Origin of the sequence: Paenibacillus sp. IITD108 (assembly GCF_036541265.1) — a bacterium.
Taxonomy (GTDB): Bacteria; Bacillota; Bacilli; order Paenibacillales; family Paenibacillaceae; genus Pristimantibacillus.
The window spans coordinates 206726-226739 of the sequence record NZ_JAZHCT010000004.1 but is presented as its reverse complement, the minus strand read 5'-3'; the positions used below and the strand labels follow the sequence as shown (position 1 = coordinate 226739).

At 44.6% G+C, this 20014-nt stretch carries 13 protein-coding genes; 12 read left to right on the top strand and 1 reads right to left on the bottom strand.

Features of this window, described 5'->3' with window-relative positions; translation table 11 throughout:
- Positions 1 to 48 precede the first annotated feature (48 nt).
- Entirely contained in the window at positions 49 to 831 is a 783-nt protein-coding gene (srtB, locus tag V1L65_RS05315) for a class B sortase (protein ID WP_331698089.1), read from the top strand.
- Between the two features lie 103 nt (positions 832 to 934).
- On the opposite strand, the gene V1L65_RS05310 is transcribed toward srtB, so the two are convergent.
- Positions 935 to 1762, bottom strand: coding sequence for an AraC family transcriptional regulator (locus V1L65_RS05310; RefSeq protein WP_331698036.1), 828 nt, complete (start codon positions 1760 to 1762; stop codon positions 935 to 937).
- Between the two features lie 114 nt (positions 1763 to 1876).
- Between V1L65_RS05310 and V1L65_RS05305 the strand changes: the two genes are divergently transcribed.
- From V1L65_RS05305 to V1L65_RS05255, 11 genes are all read left to right on the top strand, one after another.
- A complete protein-coding gene (locus V1L65_RS05305) occupies positions 1877 to 2698 on the top strand; it encodes a phytanoyl-CoA dioxygenase family protein (RefSeq protein ID WP_331698035.1) in 822 nt (273 codons plus the stop codon).
- A gap of 252 nt (positions 2699 to 2950) precedes the next feature.
- Entirely contained in the window at positions 2951 to 3661 is a 711-nt protein-coding gene (locus V1L65_RS05300) for an MBL fold metallo-hydrolase (RefSeq protein WP_331698034.1), read from the top strand.
- A gap of 15 nt (positions 3662 to 3676) precedes the next feature.
- On the top strand, positions 3677 to 4255 hold the full coding sequence (locus V1L65_RS05295) for a TetR/AcrR family transcriptional regulator (RefSeq protein WP_331698033.1): 579 nt from the start codon (positions 3677 to 3679) through the stop codon (positions 4253 to 4255).
- 47 nt (positions 4256 to 4302) lie between these two features.
- A complete protein-coding gene (locus V1L65_RS05290) occupies positions 4303 to 4959 on the top strand; it encodes a hypothetical protein (protein WP_331698032.1) in 657 nt (218 codons plus the stop codon).
- Between the two features lie 76 nt (positions 4960 to 5035).
- A complete protein-coding gene (locus tag V1L65_RS05285) occupies positions 5036 to 8875 on the top strand; it encodes a family 10 glycosylhydrolase (protein WP_331698088.1) in 3840 nt (1279 codons plus the stop codon).
- Between the two features lie 320 nt (positions 8876 to 9195).
- Entirely contained in the window at positions 9196 to 13083 is a 3888-nt protein-coding gene (locus V1L65_RS05280; protein WP_331698031.1) for a family 10 glycosylhydrolase, read from the top strand.
- 504 nt (positions 13084 to 13587) lie between these two features.
- On the top strand, positions 13588 to 15126 hold the full coding sequence (locus V1L65_RS05275) for an ABC transporter substrate-binding protein (RefSeq protein ID WP_331698030.1): 1539 nt from the start codon (positions 13588 to 13590) through the stop codon (positions 15124 to 15126).
- Positions 15127 to 15226: 100 nt separating this feature from the next.
- Positions 15227 to 16195 (top strand): carbohydrate ABC transporter permease, encoded by a 969-nt coding sequence (locus V1L65_RS05270; RefSeq protein ID WP_331698029.1) that lies wholly within the window; start codon positions 15227 to 15229, stop codon positions 16193 to 16195.
- Between the two features lie 31 nt (positions 16196 to 16226).
- Complete coding sequence (locus V1L65_RS05265; protein WP_331698028.1) at positions 16227 to 17066, top strand: carbohydrate ABC transporter permease; 840 nt, start codon at positions 16227 to 16229, stop codon at positions 17064 to 17066.
- 295 nt (positions 17067 to 17361) lie between these two features.
- Positions 17362 to 19155, top strand: a complete 1794-nt coding sequence (locus tag V1L65_RS05260; RefSeq protein WP_331698027.1) for a sensor histidine kinase — start codon at positions 17362 to 17364, stop codon at positions 19153 to 19155.
- Positions 19130 to 19873, top strand: a complete 744-nt coding sequence (locus V1L65_RS05255; protein ID WP_331698026.1) for a response regulator transcription factor — start codon at positions 19130 to 19132, stop codon at positions 19871 to 19873. Before V1L65_RS05260 ends, V1L65_RS05255 begins: the two co-directional genes overlap by 26 nt.
- Positions 19874 to 20014 lie beyond the last annotated feature (141 nt).

The following is a 20014-nucleotide window of genomic DNA, read 5'->3' as shown; positions in this document are numbered from 1 at the left end:
TCATTTATAATAAGATTAAAATAGTACGAGAAACTTAAGTTGAGGGATATGATGGCGAAATCAATAAAGAGAGTTGTGCTAATTATGCTTATCGGCGTTTTTTTGTACAGCGGTTATCAATTAGCACAATATTTATATGACGGCTACAAAAGCAGCAACTTGAATGATCGCATAAGAGAACGGTATGAGGCTGCTCAGAAATTAAAGGACAACTCGCAAAATGCCGGGCACCAGATAGAGCAGGAAGCTTTAACGGAGGAGCAGCTGAAGCAAATCTATCAGGAACGATTCGCCCCTTTGCTGGAGATCAATTCTGATGTTGTCGGCTGGATCAGCATTGACAATACGGGCATTGATTATCCTGTAGTAAAATCTAACGATAATGACTATTACCTCAATCATAATGTTGAGAAGAAGCGCTCTGCACGCGGTTCGATTTTTATGGACTATCGAAATGCGGATTTGAATGATGATCTTCATACTGTGATTTACGGCCACTACATGAAGGATGGCAGTATGTTTGGAGAGTTATCCAAGTATAAGGACGCTGCGTACTATCAGGGGCATGACAGAATCATTTTTGAAGGAATTGAAGAGCCGGCAGAGTATCAAATTTTTTCCGTGTATATATACTCACCTGAGGACCAGTTTTTTGAATATGAATTTGCAGATGAGCAGCAGTATCATGCCTATTTGGACAAAATAACAAAAAAATCCCGGTATGATACGGGGATTACAGTGACGCCGGATGATCAACTGCTTACACTTGTTACCTGTACGTATGAAGTTACAGATGCCAGATTAATTATTCATGCGAAAAGAGTGGCTTGATCAATAATCAAGGGATAGGGTCATAAAGGATGCTTGGAAATGAATGAAGGCATGCTGTCAGTAACATGACGTCATGCCTTTTCGATTATCTGAGGTTAATAATTCACTGGTGCTGCTTTCGATACTGCAATGGCGACAATCCCATCTTCAGCTTGAAGAAGCTGCCGAAGTGAAACATATCGTTAAAGCCAAGCAGTAATGCGATATGTTCGACGGGAAGATTGGACTCTTTTAGGAGCGAACAGCCACGATCCAGGCGAAGTTTCATAATGTAAGCATAGGGTGAAGTGCCGGTCATTTGTTTAAACAGCTTGCTGTAATATGTCCGCTCTAGACCGACATAATTGGCAACGTCTGATATAGAGATCTTTTTATCGTAATGCTCTTGCATAAATTGCTTAGACGTTATGATCCTCGCGTCAGGCAAATGCTCATTTTCCTGATCATTAACGTACTCCATATCGCGCCCATACTCTGCGAGTAAAATTTGTAGCATACCGGATTTGAACAACATATCCGGCCGCGGATGATGAGCTTCGTAATTGAGAAGCTCATCGTAAAGAAAGCTTAGCCGATGAGGGTTGCTGTGGACGATAACTGGTTTTTCTTGATGAATGCCGCAATCCTTCATAATTCGGTCGCAACGACTGCCCGTGACTCCTATCCACTTATAGGCCCAGGGGTTGCTAGTATCAGCTTCGTAAACGGTGAACGTGTTGGGAAAAAGAACAAAAGAACTGCCGGCTTCAAGCTCGATATCGAACCCATTGGCCTGATAACGGCCGCGCCCCGACTCGATATAAACAATTAAATAATGGTCGCGTACTCCGGGCCATCGCTGCCCCGGAGCACACTGCTCTTTCCCATAGTAGCTTAGGTAGATTTCCTGCTGATTATCCGGAAGCAAATAGGTTGGCTGATCGAATGACATTGTCGTACATCCTCCCAATCACACAAATTTGAATATTTATGCCACACTTCAACATTCGGAATACTTAACTGCTATGTTACTATATTCACGAATTTGAATAAAGGAGGCAACGTAATGCAGGTGCAAATCGGTAAGCATCAATTGGAGATGGGAGGCCCTTATTTGACAGAGCTGCGTGATTCAAGTGATATTCGAAAGGATACAGCAGCGCTCAGGGAGAGGATGAAGGAGGATGGGTATTTGTTTATCCGCGGCTTCCATTCCCGAGACCGGATTATGGCGGCAAGAGAGGAAATCTTGAGTATGAATACGGCTGCGAAGAAGCCGAGAGACGTGTTTGACGATTGTCCGGCTTTCCTTAATGTAGTCAATCATCCCGATGTGATGGCCTTTTTCTCAGAGTTGTTGGGAGGCGAAGCTATGACCTATGACTATAAGTGGCTTCGTCAAATCGCAAAGGGCGACAGTACCGGCGCGCATTATGACATCGTGTATATGGGACGCGGCACTCCAAACGTGCTCACGCTGTGGACGCCGTTCGGCGACAATCCGATCGAATTGGGAACACTTGCGATTCTTCAAGGGTCGCATAAGTGGGACAGATTCAAAGAGACTTATGGCAAATCTGACTCCGATCGGGATGGGATCGGCTGGTTTACGAACGATCCGATCGAACTGATAGAGAAATTTGGAGGACAGTGGGCAACTGCGGACTTTCGCGCGGGAGATGCGATTATGTTCGGAATGTACACTATGCACGCATCCACCGTAAATATGACGGATCAAATACGAATCAGCTGTGACACGAGATATCAGCTTGCATCCGATCCTGTAGACGATCGTTGGATTGGAAAAAAGCCTAAGGGCCATCAAATCGAGCAGCCCGAGCGTCATAAAACAATTGAGCAAGCCCGCGAGGAGTGGGGGTTAGCCTGATAGATTACCAGTACTTCAAGGAGTCGTTAGCCTGGCAGCTGTGTTCAGCAAAGCTGCCGGGCTATTTTTATTTATAAGCCCGATAAAAAAGTGCTTGACGAAAACTAATGGTATTAGTTATTATAAAAACTAACACCATTAGTTTCGTTTGTTTACAATGAGTTTTTTACAAACCTGTTCTTATCATTTATCGGTAAATGCGCCTGTCCAAAGGACGGCGGAGCCGTTTAACCTTATTGGGAGTTGATTCTATTGAGAATAATCCAGCAAAATGAAGTATACCAGCTATCTTTTTTACCTCGTTTTTTTCCGGTTAATTGTTATTTGGTCGAGGAAGACAAGGAACTTACGCTAATAGATGCGGCGCTGCCTTATAGTGCGAAGGCCATTCTGAGGGCTGCTGACCGCATAGGCAAACCGATTACTCGCATCGTGCTGACACATGGACATCAGGATCATGTCGGCGCATTGGACGAATTAAAGCTTTCCTTGCCGAATGCGCTTGTGTATATTTCTGAAAGAGACTCACGTTTGCTGCAAGGGGACCGTTCCCTTGATCCGAAGGAGCTTAATACTCCTATTCGCGGCGGCGTACCGAAAAATATAAAAACAAGAGCGGATCATTTGCTGTATGATGGAGATAGAATAGGTTCTTTGCAAGCGATAGCTGCCCCTGGACATACGCCAGGCTCGATGGCTTTTTTGGATACGCGCTCCCATGCCTTAATTGCGGGAGACGCTTTTCAGACAAGAGGCGGCGTTGCAGTATCTGGAGATACACGCCTCGCATTCCCTTTCCCAGCTATGGCAACCTGGAGCAAACATGCCGCTTTAGAGAGCGCGAAAAGATTGCTGAATTATAAGCCTGCCCTCCTGGCAGCAGGACATGGGCGAATGCTTCAACAACCGATAGACATTATGGAACAAGCAATAGATAGAGCGGAACACACATTATCCAAGTAGAAAAGAGGTTATTTAATGTCACCCCGAGCGGGACTGGATTTATCCATTATTATTGAAGCTGCGGTTGAATTGGCGGACACGCAAGGGCTTCAAGAGGTCACATTAGCCTCTGTAGCCAAAAAATTAGGCGTCCGCTCGCCATCTCTGTATAACCATATCAATGGTCTGCCAGAGCTGCAGGCGAAGCTGGCTGCTTGTGGCATCGAAAAATTGTATGCAGCATTGCATAAAGCAATTGCCAATTACCGCGGAGATGATGCTATCCGTGCAGTGGTTAAATCGTATATATCTTTTGCAAGAGCGAATCCCGGCCTCTACAGTGCAACATTAAAAGCTCCTGATTCAAGCGATATCGAATGGATGAAGGCTTCTGAAAAAGTAGTAGAACTGCTTGTTGAAGTCGTTAAGTATTATGGCCTCGATGAGCAGCATGCTCTGCATTCTGTCCGCATTTGCCGCAGCATGCTGCATGGCTTTGCTTCATTAGAGCAATCAGGCGGATTCGGCTTGCCGCTTGATTTGGACGTTACGCTGAAGCTGCTGACTGAGACCTTGTTATCTGGCATTCATCATATACAGAAGCAAGAAGATTAATTTAAGCAAAGTCGGATATAGAAGGTGTCGGATATAAGAGGTTAGGAGTGAATAAAAATATGAAAGCAGGCAGCAGCAGGCAGCTTTTTTACTTACAAACGACAGCTGAGACGCTGGATGAATTTATAAAGGAAAACTATATTAGCATAGATGTGCCTTGGCTGCAGGAGGATGTGGAGCTTATAAGCTGGGAGCAGCTTTGCTCTATGTTTGCTGAAGCTTCCGTTAGTGAGGAGCTTCGTCTTTTTGTTTACGAGATAAACGATGAGGACTTGATTCTAGCTTCAGACGGGAAGCGCGTTTACTCGGGTGATATGGGCGATTATTACTTTGTTGCCGGTGAGAACCAAGCAGAGCTGCAATCCGTACAGCTGCCTCCGAGACTGCATCGCAGAGGCGTTACATGGCTGCAAGGCATCGACAAAAGCAAGGCGCAACAAAAATTGTTAAAAATGATGCCGGAAAGTGAAACATTAGTCAGGTTAGCACAGTCTGTAACGATAGAAGAAGTGGAGAGTCTAATAATAGAAAAGCCGCAAGCTGATCATTTGATGGAGACTGCCGACAATTCCTTTATTTCTTGCGCTGTAGATGCGGCAACAGTACGCGAGGCGATAGAGGTTTTGAAGCAGGCGCTAAAAAGTGAGGATGCTGAAAGAAGAGAAAGAGCGGCTATAGCGCTTTTGCAATTTGCAAAGCAGTGATTTTGAATGAGGATGTGATTGGAAAGGCAAGTCGCTTGGAGAACTGATAAATCGTAAGGAGGAATGGTGATTGGTAATGAAAAAAATGAAAAAATTTCGTTTTTTGTTCATGCTTGTCCTTATTTTTTCGTTATGCATAAACGGTAATATTTATCCGGTTGCTAGTGCAGATACAACGACGATAAGTGAGGCTGTGTATAAAGTAATAGAGGAATTCGAGGGTACTGGCTATATAAGCGCCAGGGACCCGATCAATGCGGGAGCTCAATTTGAATATGCCAGCCGCCCAGCGCCAGTCGTGTTTGGCAACCAGTCTGGCAAGCTGAGCTATCAGTTTACAAGCGGAAAACCAGGCAACGCTGCGGCGTATATGAACTTCTGGAATGACAGAAGGCAGACGGAGTTTCTAGAGCTGGAAGGCAAGCCAAGCAAGCTGGGCCTGTGGGTATTTGGGGACGGCAATAACAATCACTGGCTGCGCGCAGAGTTCAATGACGGCAAAGTTTCTGAGCTGACGAAAAGCAATGAGTTTAACTGGATCGGATGGAAGTACGTCGTGTTTGATGTGCCAGTGGAGCTGCTGTTGGACGGTTACACTGATCCGATCAAGCTTCGCCGCATTTATCCGGTTCAGACAAGCGACAGCAACAAAACAGACGGCGTCATTTATTTTGACCGGCTTTCAGCCTTCTATGGGGATACGGGCGGAATATATGGGCTTGATCTATCGGGCCTGACTCCTATGAAAATAGGAGAAACCAGAACAGCGCAAGCGCTGGAAACCCGCGCAGGCTATATGGCGCCGCAACCAGCAACTGTTTCGGTTATTTATGCAAGCAGCAACAGTGAGGTAGCTATTGTATCGAGTGCAGGCCAAGTTACAGCAAAGGCAGCAGGCACAACGACTATTACAGCGGCATACGGCGGATTTACGGCGACCTATGAACTGCAAGTGGGCAATGATACAGCAGCGGTTCAGCAGCTTTCTTTGACTGGACCTAATGAAGCAGCACTTAAAGATACTTTTACTGTTGAATTATATGCAACTTTTCAAGGCAATCCAGCAGCGGTTCGTATTGTAGACGGTGCAGTATTTAAAAGCGACAATACAAAAGTAGCATCCGTAGACAGCAAAGGGACAGTTACTGCTCTTCAAGCGGGCACGACTACTATCCGCGCGACCTACGGCGGTAAAACTGCAGAGCTTAAAATTACAGTAAAAGAGCAGCAAAAGGCGCTTGATAGGCTGCAAATTGTCAATCTTTCTCCGGTCGATATCGGTGCGACTCAAACAGCCAAAGTGATGGCGAAATACACCAATTCCGATCAGCTTGTAGAAATCAAGCAGGGCGTGAAGTTTTCATCCAGCAAGCCAAAGGTTGCAACCGTTGACAGCAGCGGCAGAATTAAAGGCGTTTCAGTAGGGGCTACCGTCATTACGGCAACCTTTGAAGGGAAAACGGCTGTTTATACGATGGTTGTAAATAAAGCTGGGCTAAAGCCGCAAAAGAGGGAATTAAGGGCGGCATGGATCGCGACAGTGGAGCGAATTGATTGGCCCAAGTCTACAAATCGCGAGCAGCAGAAGCAGGAGTATATTGACATTCTCAATATGCATCAATCCATCGGCATGAATGCAGTAGTCATGCAAATAAAACCGACAGCAGATGCCTTCTATCCTTCGCAATATGCGCCGTGGTCGCATTGGCTTACCGGCAAGCAAGGGCAAAACCCGGGCTATGATCCGCTCGCGTTTATGATCGAGGAGACGCACAAACGGAATATGGAGTTTCACGCGTGGTTCAATCCTTACCGGATCAGTACGACCAATGATTGGAGCAGCTTGTCTGCGGATCATCCGGCTCGTAAGCATCCTGATTGGGTGATGGAGTACAAAGGCAAGCTTTATTTTGACCCGGGTAATCCGGAAGTAATAGACTATATTACAAAAACAGTAATGGAAGTTGTCGAAAAATACGATATTGATGCGGTACATTTCGACGATTATTTTTATCCGAATCAATTCGATGGGCCTAACTATCCCGACCAAGCGACCTATGAGAAATATGGCAAGCGCAATTATCCTAACAATATTAATGCTTGGCGCAGAAATAATGTAGATACGCTTATTAAAACGGTAAGCACCAAAATTAAAGAAAAGAAAAATTATGTGAAGTTCGGCATCAGCCCGTTCGGCGTATGGCGCAATAAAAGTGTTGATCCCAATGGTTCGAATACTGCCGCTGGACAGCCGAGCTATGATAATCTTCATGCGGATGTTCGAAAATGGGTGACGAACAGCTGGATCGATTATGTGGCACCGCAAATTTATTGGAACTTTGGCTTCGAACCGGCAGCTTACGAAGAGCTTGTCAAATGGTGGAGCGATCTTATTCGAACAAGCAACGCCAAAACACAGCTTTACATTGGCCATGCCGACTATAAAGCATTTGAAAATGAAAATTTCACAGATCCTTATGAAATTGCCAACCAATTGAAGTTCAATTTGAACTATAGCGATGTCAAAGGCAGTATTCATTTTACGACTCGCGATTTAATAAATAAGCCTCAGCTTCGACAAATGATTAAAGATGCTTACCGCTATCCGGCGCTAGTGCCAACGATGTCTTGGCTTGGCGGCAAAGCCTCCGAGAAAGCGGGCGTTTCAAGCATGTCTGCCATGCAGCAGGCATTTAAGGCGAAAATAAGTTGGACGGATACGGATACAGCATCCACTTATTTTGTTATTTATCGTACGCAAGGCAACCAGGCGATAGATATCAACAACCCGGCTCATATTCTGACTACGGTTCGCAAAAATTCCAATCAGATGGCTTATGTTGATGAACAGACCGTTGTCGGCGAGACGTATAATTACGCAGTTACTGCTGTAAACAGGCTGCATGTTGAGAGCAAGTTAAGCAATACCTCGACTGTAAAAGTGTTAGCAAACCCAGGCGCAGAAGTTTCATCTACGATTCCTTCGGGCAAATCGGGCCTGCTTAGCTTGGAGAATGAGGTAACAGTCAGTGTGCCTACTGGAGCTCTAAGCAAGGAATTTACGCTTAAAATCGCAAAAGTGCTTGATTGGTCCAATATTAGATTCAATAACCGCAAGCTGGTAAGCCAGATTTACGATATTACGAAAAATGTTTCCGGAAGCTTCAAAAAATCTGTTCAAATAAAGATGGCGTACAATACAGCGCAGCTTAATAGCAGCGAATATCCGGCGATGTTTTATTATGATGAATCGAAGCGGGATTGGGTCAATATAGGCGGTACAGCAAGCGGTGGATATGTAACGGCCGATACGACTCACTTTACAAAATTTGCTGTATTTGCAGTTGAGAGACCAGTTGTAACTCCTGATCCTTGCAGCGCGGTTGCTTTTACAGATACCGTGACGCACTGGGCCAAAGATCAAATTCGTCAAGCGGTTGTTAAATGCATCGTAACGGGATATTCCGATCAAACCTTCCGGCCTGAGAAGCCGATTACCCGTGAAGAGTTTGCCGTAATGCTTGTTCGTGCATTATCGCTTGATAGCAAAGGAAAGCAGCTGACGTTCAAGGACAACAGCAAAATTAGCAACTGGGCATATGCAGAAGTGAAAACTGCTGTAAATGCTGGAATTATTACAGGCTATGCTGACGGAACTTTCCGGCCTCAAGACAGAATCAATCGAGCAGAGGTGACTGCTATGGCAGTCCGAGCTCTGCAGCTAGAGCATAAGCCAGTAGTGCGAACGTCCTTTGCCGACGATGTTTCGATTCCTGCTTGGGCGAAAGAGTATGTCAAAGCTGCCAGCGACAAAAAGATTGTAGAAGGCAGATCAGGCAACAACTTTGCACCGCTTGCCCAAACGACTCGAGCGGAAGCTGCAGTCATTATGCTGCGTATTTTGGATAAAAAATAATAGTTTCATACTAATCAAAAATCTCAATACCTTATCGGTGTTGGGATTTTTGCTGTTGTCTGATAGTCAAAAAGCTGCGGTACATGCGGGTTCTTGTCGGAAAATTTTAAGCGGGAAAAGTTCAAAAACAATTGCACTATTTGAATTTATATATTAAATTATTTCGTGGAGGTGAAATAAAGTTTCGAAAGTTTGCGACATTAATTATTTTTATTTCGCAAATATTATTTTTTATAGCCTTTGACAAATTAGCAAGGTCAATAAAAAAAAGCTTATAGCAGTATGAGATTGAAGTAGTTTACAAGAGAATAGGAGGAACTATGTTGACGTTATTAACTGTAACTCAAAGAAAAGTTTTATCCTGTTGTTTAGTTTTTGCTCTTATCTCATCTATATTTGTAAGCGGTGCCAATAACGTAGCTCAAGCAGAATCATCGGCGGGACCAAACCTGCTTCCATACAAGGTGTTGGAGGAATTTGAGGGAGATGGGTTTGTTGGTGCAGTTAATCCTATAAAAGCAAAATCACAATTTGCGCATGTGAGCAGGCCCGAACCTGTAGTGTTTGGAAAACAATCTGCTAGACTTAGCTATCAATTTACGAATTCTGAATCTGGAACATCAGCTGCTTATTTGGATTTCTTTAATGACAGTACAATGAAGTCACCACTCAAGCTGGAAGGCAAGCCGACGAAATTTGGTGTTTGGGTGTATGGGGATGGTAATAAGCATTGGCTGCGTGCTCATTTTAATAACCGTGCCAACTATGCAGCGGATCTTACACAAAATAATAAGTTGGACTGGGTGGGATGGAGATATGTGGTGTTTTCTTTGCCAAGTGAATACTTAAAATCTGATTACCCTGAACTAGTTTTAAATAGAATTTATGTAACGCAGCTTTCTGATAGCAGCAAAACGGACGGCATTCTGTATTTTGACCGCTTGACTGCTTTTTACGAAGATACAGACGGGCTTTACGGACTAGATTTGGCAGGTCTTACGCCGATGAAGGTGGGGGAAAGTAAAACCGCACTAGCGCTCGAGACGCGCGAGGGGTATAGCGCGCCTATGCCGGCTACTGAAGGTGTGACATTTACAAGCAGCAATCCTAATGTCGCGATAATTGACTCCGATGGCGTAGTGAGTGCTTTATCTGATGGAACAACTATAGTTACTGCTTCTAAGGGTGTCTTTGAGTCCACCTATGAGCTTGTAGTTAGCAATGAGGACGCTGTTGTTTCACAGTTAACACTGATGGGGCCTAATCAAGTAGAAGTAAAAGATGTATTTTCAACAGAGCTTTTTGCTACATTTGAAGGATCAACTACTCCACTAAAGATTTTTGAAGGTGCAGAGTATAATAGCTCGGATAATGATGTGGCTACAGTAGACTCGAATGGAGTAGTGACGACACATAATATAGGAACAACTACGATAACAGCAGACTACAAAGGGGAAAGGGTTACGCATTCCCTTGAAGTAATTGCTCGCATTCAAAGGTTAGAAAGTATCCAGATTACAGACTTGTCTCCTGTTGATATAGGAGCGAGCAAGAAGGCAAAGGTTCTGGCGAAATATAATATTTTTGATGAGTTACAAGAAATTTCAGAAGGTGTAGTTTTTAAATCTAGTAAGCCTGGGATTGCTACAGTGGATAATAATGGGGTTGTTACTGGCATTTCTGTAGGTGCCACTATAATTACAGCACAGCTTGAAGGGAAGTCAGCAATGTATAAGATGGTAGTTAACAAACCTGGACTTATAGCGCCTAAGCGAGAATTAAGAGCGGCTTGGATTGCGACTGTTGAGAAAATAGACTGGCCTAAATCGACGGTATTGGAGCAGCAAAAACAAGAGTACATCGATATTCTTAATATGCATCAAGACATTGGCATGAATGCTGTTATAATGCAGGTGAAGCCTACAGCTGATGCTTTCTACAAGTCTGACCTTGCGCCATGGTCGCACTGGCTGACAGGAACTCAAGGGAAGGATCCGGGCTATGATCCGCTTGCTTTTATGATCGAGGAGACACATAAGCGCAATATGGAGTTTCATGCATGGTTTAATCCGTATCGAATAAGTATGAATACGGATCGCAGCCAGCTAGTTGCTGATCACCCAGCCATCGAGAATCCGGATTGGGTTATCGAATACGGAGGAAAATTATATTTTGATCCAGGTGTTCCAGAGGTAATCGATTATATTACAAATAGTGTGATGGAGGTGGTTAAGAAGTATGATATTGATGCCGTACACTTCGATGACTACTTCTATCCAAATCGATTCGATGGCGAAAACAATCCAGATCAAGCGACTTACGAGAAATATGGAAAATCCAAGTATCCAAATATCAACGAGTGGCGCCGCAACAATGTAGATACATTGATTCAGGGATTAAGTGAAAAGATTAAAGCTGAGAAAAGTTACGTAAAATTTGGTATAAGCCCATTTGGCGTATGGAGAAATAAAAGCGTTGACCCATCAGGCTCCGATACAGCTGCAGGTCAGCCTAGCTATGATAACCTGCATGCCGATATTCGCAAATGGGTAGATGAAGGCTGGATCGACTACGTAACACCTCAAATTTATTGGAATTTCACCTATTCTCCGGCAGCATATGAAGTGCTGGTGAAATGGTGGAGTGATCTAATGAGAGACAATAAGAGTAAAAAGACTCAGCTTTATATTGGCCATGCTGATTATAAAGCAGATGATGTTAATTATCCGGACTTCTCAGACCCTTATGAGATTCCAAATCAATTGAAATTTAATTGGAACTATCCAGAAGTAAAGGGTAGTATGCATTTTACTACTCGCGATTTCAAAAATAAACCAGAGCTTACTCAGAAGATCAAGGATGTTTATCGTTACCCTTCTCTTGTGCCAACTATGCCTTGGCTTGAAGAGGATGCGCCTGCAAAAATAGCATCGTCCAGCATTTCAACTGTGCAGCAGGGCAGCAAGGTTAAGCTAAGCTGGAAGGATGCAGATGATAAGACGACTTACTTTGTTGTTTATCGAACTGTAGGCGACCAGCCGATCAATATGGAAAACCCGGCTCAAATCGCCTCCATTATTCGTAAAAATGCTGAACAAATGTCTTACATCGATGAGCAAACTGTAGTGGGGGAGACTTATAATTACGCCGTTACAGCAGTAAACCGTCTGCATTACGAAAGCTTGCTTAGCGACAGCAAATCGATTAAGATGCAGTCCGTGCCAAGCGGGGGCGGGGTGATTATTGCACCGCCATCGAGCTCATCATCAATTGCTGCTGGCTCGGCAGGTTCAGTAAGCCTGGAATCCAATGTGACGGTTGATGTGCCTTCTGGAGCAATGGACGAAGCGTTTATTTTGACCATTACTAAGCTGTTAAATACAGCTAATCTCAATAATGACAATCATAATATTATAAGCTCGATCTATGAGATTACTAAGAACGTCACAGGCAATTTCAAAAAAGCGGTACAGATTAAAATGGCCTATGACCCGGCTAAATTAGCTGACAATGAACGGCCTGCTCTATTCTACTACGATGAGGATAAACGTAAGTGGGTTTATATTGGAGGCATTGCTCAAGACGGCTTTGTAACGGCAACGGTAGATCATTTCACCAAATTTGCAGTTATTGCAGTTGAGAAAGGAACGGTTGATCCGGGCTGTGAGGCAGCTGTATTTACCGACATCGACATGCACTGGGCGAAGGAGCAGATTAATGCTGCTGTTGCCAAGTGTATCGTGAACGGTTATAGCGATAAAACCTTCCGTCCAGAGAAATCGATCACGCGTGAGGAATTTGCGGTTATGCTCGTTCGCGCGTCAGGCCTTAGCGGAGAAGCAGGATCGCTGAACTTTAGCGATAGTGCAAAAATTAGCAGCTGGGCACAGACTGAGGTAGCCTACGCGGTTCAAGCGGGTATTATTACCGGTTACTCCGATGGCACCTTCCGTCCGCAAGCTGAAATCAACCGTGCAGAAGTAACGGCGATGGTCGTTCGTGCCTTGCAGTTAGAGCATAAAGCAGCAGAAAGCACTTCTTTTGCAGATGATGCCAGCATTCCGGCATGGGCGAAGGAATATGTAAATGCTGCGGTAGACAATAAGATCATCGAAGGTCGTTCCGGTAACCGATTTGCGCCGCTTGCCCAAACGACACGAGCAGAAGCAGCGGTCATTATGCTGCGGCTGTTGGATCAATTAAAGTAAGTTAATAGCAAGGAAGCCATTTTCGAATTTCGAAGATGGCTTCTTTTTTGCCAATGATAAATTTCTAACGGTTGCCACAAACGCTATTTGTGCTAAAATCACGGATTAAATATTCTAAGGGTTGCAGTTACGCTTAATATGGTAAAAACCGCAGATTTTTTCGGAAAATGGTACAATAACGCTTACGGCAACCGTTAAATGTTCAAATTAGCTAAAATAATCGAAATAGCGGCTATGGCAACCGTTAGCGCAATCAAAACAAGAAAGGGAAACGGAGAGCAAGATTGGGAATGGAGAATCTTCCGAGCTAGGATGAAACGAAAGGCAATCAGAGAAAAGTTAACATTTGGAATAAATTTTCTGTTGTTTTTTAATAAGGGCTGTTACTATGCTAAAAGTAAAAAATAACCCCCCGCATGTGTGAAGTTGGCTCCTATGTAAGCGGTGCGGTTCTAAATACAATAAGGATGTAAGCGCAATCAAACATATGAGGGGGAAGTTGAATTGAAAACGTTTTTTCGTTGGCTAGTCCCAGTAATGGCAGTGCTACTCATTATTTCGGGATGCGGCTCAAATGGCGGCAGCGGTAATGGCAACGGAACAAAGCCGGAGCAAAGCAGCAAGCCGTCGGCTACTGACACAAAGAAGGAAGCTGTTATTACGGTTGCAGGGTTTGATGATTTTTGGAAGGGCGAAGACAGCCCGGGAATGATTATTACAAAACAGTTTAATGAAAAGTATAAAGGCGAAATTAAAGTTGAAGTCAGATACATGCCGACTTCCGAGTACAATACGGCTATTCAGGCTTCGATCGCAAGTAACGATTTGCCGGATATTTTTCTAACACCTCAAGGCATGGATGTTCGGCAGGTTGTAACGAATGGCTGGGCAGCACCGCTGGATGATTTCGTTTCAGAGGAATGGAAGGCTCAGTTTATGGAAGGTTCATTCCAAGAAGGCACGAATATGATTGACGGTAAAATATACACTTGGCCGCTTCGCGGTTTAAATCACCGCTCGATTCTTCACTATAATAAAAAAGTGATGAGAGATGCCAGCCTGGATCCGGAGAAGCCGCCAAAAACATGGGATGAGCTGCGCGAAATGGCGAAGATCATTACCGAAAAAGGCGGCGGTAAAACATTCGGCCTTGTATTTGCCGGAGGGCAGCCGCTTGAGCTGGATCAGATGATTTTGGGAATGACAGCTTCGCAGGTTCCTACCCACGGTAATTTGCCTGGTTTTGATTTGACAACAGGCAGCTATGTATATGATTCTCCAGCTTGGATCGGAGCAATTGAACTGCTGCAGCAAATGAAGAAAGACGGAAGTATTATGCCTGCATCTTACAGCATGAAGCCGGCAGAGACGAATGTGTTCTTCGGTGAAAATCTGGCAGGCTTCCTGATCGATCCGCGCCACCGCATGTGGCAAATTAAGCGGGATGCGCCGGATGCTGAATTCGGGCTTGCACCGGTTCCGCAGCAAGATGGCGAGCTGCCTTACTATGGTCAGAACGTAGCCAATGTTGCTGGTTATGTATTGTCTGCAACCTCCAAGAACAAAGAAGCTGCGGGCAAATATATTGAGGAAGCTTTTGGCTCCAAAGAGTTTTTCAAGAGCACGATTCAAAGCGGCGCATCTTTATCGCCTATCGATGAGCTGAATGCGGATGAGTCTCTATATCCTTATCCAGAGTACAAAGTATTTTATGATATTCACGTAAATACGATGCGTGAAGCACCGAACTATGTGAATCTTAATCCGGATACGGCTCTCGTAATCGGAGAGCTGGGCCATATTCGTCAGCCAAAAATTAAACCGACATTTGGTGAGCTGTTGATGAATTTGCTTGTTGACGATAAGATGGACGCTGCAGCGGCCATGAAGGATTATAATGCTAAAATGAATGCTGGAATGAAGGCTGCAATCGAAAAAGTGAATGCTTCAGGGAAAAAAGTAAGCCTGGATGACTTTATATTCCCGAATTGGGATCCTTCCAAGGATTATACTGAAAGCGATTATGAGGCGTTGAAAAAATAAATCATCGTGCAATGCCCGCTAATGTTTCCTGCGGTACGGTCGCCGTACTGCAGGAAGCAAAGGTTTAGATACAGATACGCATAGCCGAAAAAGGAGGCTTATGATGGGAAACCTTGCTGCTGCAACCACACAGGAACAGCTGCCGAAAAAAACAGCAAAAATGAGCCAGATGAGGCGTAAAAAGCTGTTTTACTGTTACTTGTTTATATTTCCGCAGCTGATTCTTTTTTTAAGTTTTACTCTTTATCCGATTGTAATGAGTTATGTGTACAGTTTTTTTAACTGGAGCGGCTTTGGACCGCTTACCGATTTTGTCGGGTTTGATAATTATTGGGAAACGATTCAAGATCCGTTATTTTGGAATGCATTTAAAAACAGCTTTATATTTATGTTCTTCTTAGTTATTATTCAAGTCCCATTAGCGCTTGTAGTGGCTATTACGCTTAATTCGGATTGGATGAAGGGTGCAACCCTATTCCGGACGATTTATTTCTTGCCGGTTGTTACAACGACTGCGGTAATCGGTATCGTAATGCGCTTCATATTTGGTGCATATAACGGGTTAGTTAACGAGATTTTGATAAAGATTGGAATTATCAGCTCGCCGATTGACTGGCTCGGATCGATGGATACGGCTTTAATTATCGTTATTGTAGTCGGCATCTGGAAAACATTCGGGATGAAAATGGTGTACTGGCTTGCTGCCTTGCAGTCTTTGCCAAAAGAACTATACGAAGCGGCCAAGGTGGACGGCGCGAATGCCATGCAGTCATTCCGGTATATTACAATCCCGCTGTTGCTGCCAGTAGGAAGTGTTATTTTGCTCCTGTCAACAGTTAACGCGCTGCATGTATTTGATCTTGTGAAATCAATGACGAACGGCGGTCCTGCCTTCAGTACCGACATGGTCGATTTATATATTTACCGTTATGCATTTGAAGGAATGGGCTTGCCTAGATCAGGCTTTGCATCAGCGGCTGGTATATTCTACGGTATCGCAATCTTGTTTATTTCGTTAATTCTAGGAATTTTAGTGAAGCGCTCAGGCGGTAAGAAAGCCGCACATTAAACGGAGCAGTGCAAGCGAGGAGGGGCAGCGCATGCTGATCACCAAAAATAAGCGAATTGGAAAAACGATTGTATATATTTTATTAAGTGTTGTTGGGGTTATATGGATTTATCCGTTTGTGTGGATGATTGCTGCTTCATTAAAAACCAATACGGAATATATCACGAAAGGCTTTAGCTTGCTGCCGGATAAGTTTCAATTCGACAACTATGCAAGAGCCTGGCATACAGCCAATTTCTCGACTTACTTTATTAATACTGCCATTATTACAGTATCTGTAGTTGCTATTGTTGTAGCTGTCTGTGCAATGACAGGCTATGTATTGGGACGCTATAAGTTCCCGGGCAGAATTGTATTTATGTCTGCTATTACGGCCACGATGTTTATGCCAAAGGGATATACTATTATTCCGATTTATGTGTTCATTAATGCACTGGGGTTGAACAATACGCTGGCAGGCATTATTCTTGCCGAGGTTGGCGGCGCGCATGTTTTGTTTATTCTTTTGTTTACAGCGCATTTCAGCGGCTTGCCGAAAGAATTGGAGGAAGCGGCCGAAATTGACGGAGCGGGCTTTATTCGTACGTTCGTACAGGTTATGCTTCCGTTGTCCAAGCCGATTTTTGCAACGACTGCAATCTTGCAGTTTATGTGGGCGTGGAATTCGTTCCTGCTGCCGCTCGTCTTTACACTAAACAAGCCGGAGCTGAGAACTTTAGGTGTCGGAATGTACCAGTTTGTCGGCGAGCATAGTATCGACTGGACGGGGATGGCTGCAGCAGCTACAATATCGCTGCTTCCTATTATCATTATCTTTGTCGCGTTCCAGCGTTATTTTGTAGAGGGCGTTGCGGGTGCGGTAAAAGGTTAAAGTTAAGTGATGGCTATAGATTAATGTTAATCTATTAAAAAAAAAGTATGCGGAACGGGAGAGCAAGATTGGAACTGGAGAAGCGGCAGCGTCCGCCTTTGTACGTCAATTTTAACCACTTAGTGGTTAATTAAATCAAGAAAATTGAGCGTACAACAGCGGTCGGAAGACCAATTTTGCTTAGAGTGACGGAATAAACTTTTGGTTGCTACAGCTATATCATCATTGCATAGGCTGAACGCGAAAGGAACCGAATATGAAAACGCTCATCAAGAAAAACTCGCTATTTCGAAATATGAATATGCGCAATAAGCTGCTGATCATTTTTATTATGATCGGCCTTGTGCCTGTTCTGTTTTTCGCCGCCTTCTTTTTTCAACAGTCGAAGTCGGCGTTCGAGGATGAGCTGGGGAAGTATACGCTGGAAATTTCCAAGCAGGTAGGAGGCAGGCTTGATGCCTTCGTGCAGGAAATGGAACGGGTGAGCAACATTATTCGGTTCAATCCCGATGTTCAAACGGTGCTATATGAATGGACGGAGGAAAGAACAGCGCCATCGATTTATGCAGAGCGCAATGTGCGCAGTCTGTTTGAGAATATCGGCAATTTCCGTGATGATTTCAAAGGAATATTTCTTGTGACGGATCGCGGGCTGCTTGTATACAACGGGACGGGCGAGGTTGCCAAGCTGAATTATAATTTCAGTGAAAGCCCATGGTATCAAGCGGTAAAGGAGCAAACCAGCTTCAGGCTGAATACGGCACATCCGCAAAACTATGTAAAGGGGGAGGAGGTCGTTACCTTCTCCGTTCGCTTGACTGATAATCGCGAGTTCAAAACGAAAGGGACATTGCTTATTGATTTTACCCCGCATACGATTTTGAGCATGAGCGAAAATATTCAGCTGGGCAAGTCCGGGCATGTATGGATGATGACGCCTGAGGGCGAGCCGGTTGTGTCCTCACAGCAGCTGCCGGACTGGCTGGACGATGAGGAGCTACTAAGGAAGGTGCAGCAGGAGCCGTCTGGATTTTTTCATTTTGAATATGCAGGGGTGCAAATGCTGGCCGGCTTTTATACGTCCTCTGAAACGGGCTGGAAAATTATCGGCTCTGTCCCTTTTGAGGAGCTGGCTTATGGGCTGTACCGGATTAGAACCTTTATCGTAGTGCTTGCAGTAGGTGCTTTAATTGTAATTATTTTTTTGGCAACAGCGCTCAGCCGCATGTTTACAAAGCCGCTCAAGGTTATGGAGCGCCGCATGGTTGAAGTAGGAAAAGGGAATTTCGAAACAAGTTTGCCGGTTATGGCAAGAGATGAAATTGGCAGGCTGAGCATTAGCTTTAACCGGATGATAGCAGAGCTGCATCGCATGAATCATGAGGTGTTTCAGTCGCAGCTGAGGGAATACCAACAGCAGATTCATTTGAAAAATACCGAAATGCGGGCGCTGCAGGCGCAAATCAATCCGCACTTTTTGTACAATACGCTCAATACGATTGCTTGCATCGCCGAGGTATATGACCGGGATGAGATAGCGGAGGTCAGCCATTCTTTATCGCGGATGCTGCAATACAGCATTACTGGGGGATTGACGGCGACAGTTGAGGAAGAGCTGAATCATTTGCAGGCCTATATGAGCATTGTGAATGTCCGCTTTCCAATGAAGCTTGATTTGAAGCTGCAGGTCGATCCTGAAATTAAACGGATGCGCTTTATGAAGCTTGTCTTTCAGCCGATTGTAGAAAATGCGGTGAATCATGGATTTGCAGGAATTGATCAGGGTCATATTGTTGTGGAAGCGAGGCTTGATGGGGATACAGCCAGCTTTGCGTTTATGGATGACGGAATCGGGATGACGGAGCAGAAGCTGTTGTCCGTTCAGGAGCGGCTGCGCGCCAAGGAAATGGACACGGATACGAACACTGAGGTCAATCATATCGGGCTGCGCAACGTTTATCATCGTCTCTATATGCTCTATGGCGATCAGTTTAGCATGAATATTTGGAGCAAGCCGCAGCAAGGCACAAAAATTGAAATCCGAATTGAAGGAGGAGCAGCAGATGCTAAGGACGTTAATCGTGGATGATGAGTTTTGGATGCTGGAAGGATTGAAAAAAGTCATTAAACGGGATTGTCCTCAGTTTACAGTTACTGCTGCCGCCAGAGATGGGATGCAGGCACTGGAGCTGCTTGAGCAGGAAGCCTTTGATCTGGTCATTACGGATATTCGCATGCCGAGAATGGATGGGCTGCAGCTGCTGCAGGAAATGAGATCGCGCGGGAAAACGATGCCTGTGCTTATATTCTCAGCATACAGTGATTTTGATTATGCGAAGCAGGCTATTCATCATGGCGCCTTTGACTATATTTTAAAGCCGATTAACCGTACTGAAATTTGTGCAGCGCTAAAGCGGATTGAGGAGCTGCTCCATGCGCAGGGGCAGAAGCGCGAGGCGCTGATCGATACTGTGCCGGAGCAGCCGCTGCAGGGCAAGCAGGCGGTAGAAGAAATGAAGAAGCTGATTCATAGCGAGTATATGCACGATTTGTCGATGGTTGATATTGCGGACAAGCTGGGCTTTAACTCGGCTTATTTGAGCCGGCTGTTCAAGCAGGAGAGCGGCATGGGCTTCGTGCAGTATATGACAGAGTACAGACTTTGTATCGCCGTGCAGCTGATGCAAAAAAGCGGGTTCAGCATGACGGAAATCGCCAGGCAGGTAGGCTATCCCGACTACAAGCATTTTCGCAAAGTGTTCAAGCAGTACAAGGGCATGGCGCCTAGTGATTTTGTGAAAATATAACAATTAACGCTAGCCTGACAAGTGTACCTGTTAAGGATTAAGAACGAGCACTCACGAGCTAAAGCTAAGTGCATTTCCTGTGCTTAGTTTTAAGAAATTTGGCCTTTTTGTGATTCTAAGGGTAGTTTGGAAACTCTAACG